Source organism: Cedecea sp. B1(4) (genome assembly GCF_059414925.1).
On the sequence record NZ_JCAHMZ010000020.1, the window covers coordinates 1 to 4,544 of the forward strand.

Below are 4,544 nucleotides of genomic sequence, written 5' to 3' on the forward strand. Positions count from 1 at the left end.
CGGTAGTGATTGCAGCGGTCAGCGTTGTTTTACCATGGTCAACGTGGCCGATAGTACCGACGTTAACGTGCGGTTTTGTACGTTCAAACTTTTCTTTAGACATCGATTGTCCCTCTAAGACACGGATAAATCGGTGATATCACCACATCAACCAGGCATATGCCTGAATTAGCTGAATGCATTAACAGAAGAGAAACAGGGAGGAGATAAAGAAGTGGTGCTGATAGGCAGATTCGAACTGCCGACCTCACCCTTACCAAGGGTGCGCTCTACCAACTGAGCTATATCAGCACATCTTGTTGGAGCGGGCAGTGGGAATCGAACCCACATCATCAGCTTGGAAGGCTGAGGTAATAGCCATTATACGATGCCCGCATCCTGGAACTCGGCTACCTGAATCTTTCTGTAGTGAATATGAGAGAAGGCCTCTCAGTATTCGGGTCGACAAACTGTTCGTTTATCGCACCGGGCTTCGCAATGCGTTGCCGAATATGGTGGTGGGGGAAGGATTCGAACCTTCGAAGTCGATGACGGCAGATTTACAGTCTGCTCCCTTTGGCCGCTCGGGAACCCCACCTGGGGTACTTGATGGTGCCGGCTACCGGAATCGAACTGGTGACCTACTGATTACAAGTCAGTTGCTCTACCTACTGAGCTAAGCCGGCATCAAGTAGCGCGCATTCTAGGAAGAGAGCGCCGCGCATGCAACAAAAAAATCGCATAAAATGCACTACCGCTCACATTTTGTGCTAGATCTCGAGAATATGGCGGCTAAAGCACCAATCGAGAGCAAATTTTCATCGTTCCCGGCATCCTTTTTTCCTGGAAAAAGGTGCCTGACGATGCCTGAATCACAAATAATAATCATCAGAAATGAGACTGCCCCTCTAAAATGGCTCGCAGCCCCTTCTTTCACTGTAAGCGCAACGTGATGTATCCGCCGTAATACATCACTGTTGTTGATTTTTTCTTATCGTTCTCTTCATTCAGGTGTTACCCTCCTGCCCACTGTTGAAAAGTTAAATACGCGGCATACTTTTTATACACAAGATCTGATTACTTGCGTTCGAGAATGTAGCGCGTAAATTTTGTCCTGAATTACAGGCAGAAGCATGCTTATGAGTAATAAAGAGCAAATGTTGGCAACAACCCCTTATCTACAATTTGACCGAAGCCAATGGGCAGCATTGCGCGACTCTGTTCCCATGACGTTAACCGAAGGGGAAATAGCCCGGTTAAAAGGCATTAACGAAGACCTCTCCCTGGAAGAGGTGGCGGAGATTTACCTACCGCTGTCTCGTCTGCTCAATTTCTATATCAGTTCAAACCTGCGGCGCCAGGCGGTACTCGAGCAGTTCCTTGGCACCAATGGCCAACGTATTCCCTACATCATCAGTATTGCGGGAAGTGTAGCTGTCGGAAAGAGCACGACAGCGCGTGTGCTGCAGGCCCTACTCAGCCGTTGGCCTGAGCACCGTCAGGTTGAACTGATTACCACCGACGGCTTCCTTCATCCAAATAAAGTGCTTAAAGAGCGCAATTTGATGAAGAAGAAAGGCTTCCCGCAATCCTATGATATGCATCGTCTGGTGAAATTTGTCTCTGACATCAAATCTGGTGCAACCAACGTGACGGCGCCGGTGTACTCACATTTAGTGTACGACGTGATCCCCGACGGCGATAAGACCGTTGCCCAGCCGGATATCTTGATTCTGGAAGGGTTAAACGTTCTGCAAAGCGGAATGGATTATCCCCACGATCCACATCATGTATTTGTTTCTGACTTCGTAGATTTTTCTATATATGTAGATGCGCCGGAAGAGCTATTACAGAATTGGTATATAAATCGGTTCTTAAAATTCCGTGAAGGTGCATTCACCGATCCAAACTCTTATTTCCACAGCTATGCAAAGCTCTCTAAAGATGAAGCCATAAATATTGCAACGCAGCTATGGAATGAAATTAATTTATTGAATTTAAAACAAAACATATTGCCAACACGCGATCGCGCAAGCTTGATCATGACAAAAAGTGCTAATCATGCCGTTGATTGTGTCAAACTGAGAAAATAATAAGATGAGGGGGGATTCCCCCTCTCTTTAATTTGCGCCGCGCAGAGAAATCTCACCGCCAACCCAAGCTTTTATTACTCCGTCTTGCTCCAACAATAATCCACCCTGCTCATTAATGCCTCGAGATATTCCATGGACCTCTCGTTCCCCAATAATGAGTTTTACCGGTCGATTGATAAAGTTATCCAGTTTTTCCCAACGAGGCAGGAACGGTAATAAACTTTCCTGCTCAAACAGCTGTAGTGCCGTACGTAACTCCTGGATTAGAGTGACCGCTAGCGTATTCCTGTCAATACGGATGCCAGCTTCCTGGAGGTTGATCCATCCCTGATTAATCACATCTGTAGCAACATTACGCATCGCAAGATTAATCCCAGCACCGATAACGATTTGCGCGGCATCCCCCGTTTTCCCGGTGAGTTCAACCAAAATACCGGCGAGCTTGCGGTCGTTCAGATAGAGGTCGTTTGGCCATTTTACCCTGACGTCTTCAGCGCCAAGACGTTGTAATACTTCCGCCATCACAATGCCAATAACCAGACTGAGTCCAATTGCCGCAGCTGGCCCCTGTTCCAGACGCCAGTACATGGACAAATAGAGATTTGCTCCAAAGGGCGAGAACCACTGACGGCCTCGCCTTCCACGCCCGGCCTGCTGATATTCGGCTATGCAGGAATCACCAGACTGAAGGGAATTGAGGCGATTAAGCAGATACTGGTTGGTCGAATCAATCACCGGAAGGACAGCCACGCTCCCGTTAGCTATTTGTGACGTAATAAAGCCTTCATCCAGTAATTGGATAGGCTCCGGCAAACTATATCCTTTCCCCGGCACGGTGAATACATCAATACCCCAGTCTCGCAGAGTCTGTACATGCTTATTAATAGCCGCACGACTCATCCCTAACTGCTCACCCAGTTGCTCACCTGAATGAAACTCACCGTCTGCCAGAATACTGATTAACGTTAACGGAACCCGATTGTCTTTCACGCGATAGTCTCCACGGCACTGACTTCCCCTTTGCTCGCCATAAAGCGAACTTCTGGTTCAAGCCAGACATCAAACTTTTCACCAACCTGTTGGCGTACGTAGTGTGCAAGGGCAACAATATCTGCGCTGCTGGCATTTTCTTCGTTAATGATGACCAAAGCCTGTTGCCGATGAATCGCGGCTCCACCAATGCGGTATCCCTTCAACTGACATTGATCGATCAGCCAACCTGCTGCAAGTTTAACGCTGCCGTCTGGCTGAGGGTAATGGGGGACGTTCGCGCCGCAAGAAATCAGTTTTTCTGCCTGTTCCGCGCTAATAACGGGGTTTTTGAAGAAACTGCCGGCATTACCATTCACTTTTGGATCGGGCAGCTTCGAGCTCCTCATATTGCAGACGCTTTCAAAAACCTGCTGGGGTGTAACAGTCGAAGGATCCAGTTTACTCAGGTCGCCGTAGCTGAGAACCGGCCTCCAGGCTTTAGGCAAGCGATAGCCAACGGCTACGATTGCAAAGCGGTCCTGGTAGTCATGTTTAAAGATGCTGTCCCGGTAGCCAAAGCGGCATTCTGCGTTTGTTAAACGCAATGCCTGGCCATTACTTAGCTCAACGCAATCGACATAGTTACATACCTGTTTAATTTCAACACCATATGCACCAATGTTTTGAATGGGCGATGAGCCAGCACAGCCCGGTATCAGAGCAAGGTTTTCCAGACCTGGCATGCCTTGTTGGAGAGTATATTCCACGAGGTGATGCCAGTTTTCACCAGCACCGACATGGAGCAACCAGGCATCATCCGTCTCAGCAATTTCAATCCCTTTAATACGATTGATAATGACCATGCCTTCGAAGTTTTCGAGGAAAAGAACGTTACTACCTTCCCCCAGAATGAGGACTGGCTGGTGAGCCTGCGTCGATTCTGCCCATGCTTCAGTAAGCTGTTGTACAGATTCAGCGATAACAATATGTGCCGCAGTTGCCTGAATGCCGAAGGTATTGAAGGGTTTAAGAGAGGAGTTCATGTCAGCCATTTTCCGGAATATCAACTCAACTAGTTTACCCGATCCTGTTGGGATTGGCTTGCCTGTCTCAGTAGAACGCGCACAGCAAAAAGGCCCAGTCTTTCGACTGAGCCTTTCGCTTTTATTTGATGCCTGGCAGTTCCCTACTCTCGCATGGGGAGACCCCACACTACCATCGGCGCTACGGCGTTTCACTTCTGAGTTCGGCATGGGGTCAGGTGGGACCACCGCGCTACGGCCGCCAGGCAAATTCTGTTTATTGACCGTCATGCTCACGCAAAACCATCAATCTAATCCTGAACTAAGCTGAAAATCTTTCGTCTCTAAAACACCTTCGGTGTTGTAAGGTTAAGCCTCACGGATCATTAGTACTGGTTAGCTCAACGTATCGCTACGCTTACACATCCAGCCTATCAACGTCGAAGACTTCAACGTTCCTTCAGGACCCTTAAAGGGT

The 4,544-nt window shown here is 48.2% G+C and carries 4 protein-coding genes, 4 tRNA genes and 2 rRNA genes; 1 reads left to right on the top strand and 9 read right to left on the bottom strand.

All coding sequences use genetic code 11. The features are described 5' to 3' along the window. The 5 genes from ACR6JA_RS21900 to ACR6JA_RS21920 all read right to left on the bottom strand — a co-directional run. Nucleotides 1-103: GTP-binding protein (locus ACR6JA_RS21900; RefSeq protein ID WP_029364778.1), on the bottom strand; the 103-nt coding region annotated here is incomplete at its 3' end. A gap of 112 nt (nt 104-215) precedes the next feature. Continuing rightward, nucleotides 216-291, bottom strand: a tRNA-Thr gene (locus tag ACR6JA_RS21905). Between the two features lie 9 nt (nt 292-300). Beyond that, nucleotides 301-375, bottom strand: a tRNA-Gly gene (locus ACR6JA_RS21910). A gap of 117 nt (nt 376-492) precedes the next feature. Beyond that, nucleotides 493-577: transfer RNA gene (locus tag ACR6JA_RS21915), tRNA-Tyr, on the bottom strand. Nucleotides 578-589: 12 nt separating this feature from the next. Beyond that, nucleotides 590-665: transfer RNA gene (locus tag ACR6JA_RS21920), tRNA-Thr, on the bottom strand. Between the two features lie 453 nt (nt 666-1,118). On the opposite strand from ACR6JA_RS21920, the gene coaA reads away from it, so the two are divergent. Then, entirely contained in the window at nt 1,119-2,072 is a 954-nt protein-coding gene (coaA, locus tag ACR6JA_RS21925) for a type I pantothenate kinase (RefSeq protein ID WP_034808670.1), read from the top strand. A gap of 27 nt (nt 2,073-2,099) precedes the next feature. On the opposite strand, the gene birA is transcribed toward coaA, so the two are convergent. The 4 genes from birA to ACR6JA_RS21945 all read right to left on the bottom strand — a co-directional run. Continuing rightward, entirely contained in the window at nt 2,100-3,062 is a 963-nt protein-coding gene (gene birA, locus ACR6JA_RS21930; RefSeq protein WP_213717072.1) for a bifunctional biotin--[acetyl-CoA-carboxylase] ligase/biotin operon repressor BirA, read from the bottom strand. Further along, nucleotides 3,059-4,087, bottom strand: coding sequence for a UDP-N-acetylmuramate dehydrogenase (gene murB / locus ACR6JA_RS21935; RefSeq protein WP_213717070.1), 1,029 nt, complete (start codon nt 4,085-4,087; stop codon nt 3,059-3,061). Before murB ends, birA begins: the two co-directional genes overlap by 4 nt. Before the next feature lie 130 nt (nt 4,088-4,217). Next, nucleotides 4,218-4,333, bottom strand: a 5S ribosomal RNA gene (rrf, locus tag ACR6JA_RS21940). 98 nt (nt 4,334-4,431) lie between these two features. Further along, nucleotides 4,432-4,544, bottom strand: a 23S ribosomal RNA gene (locus ACR6JA_RS21945); the annotation flags it as partial.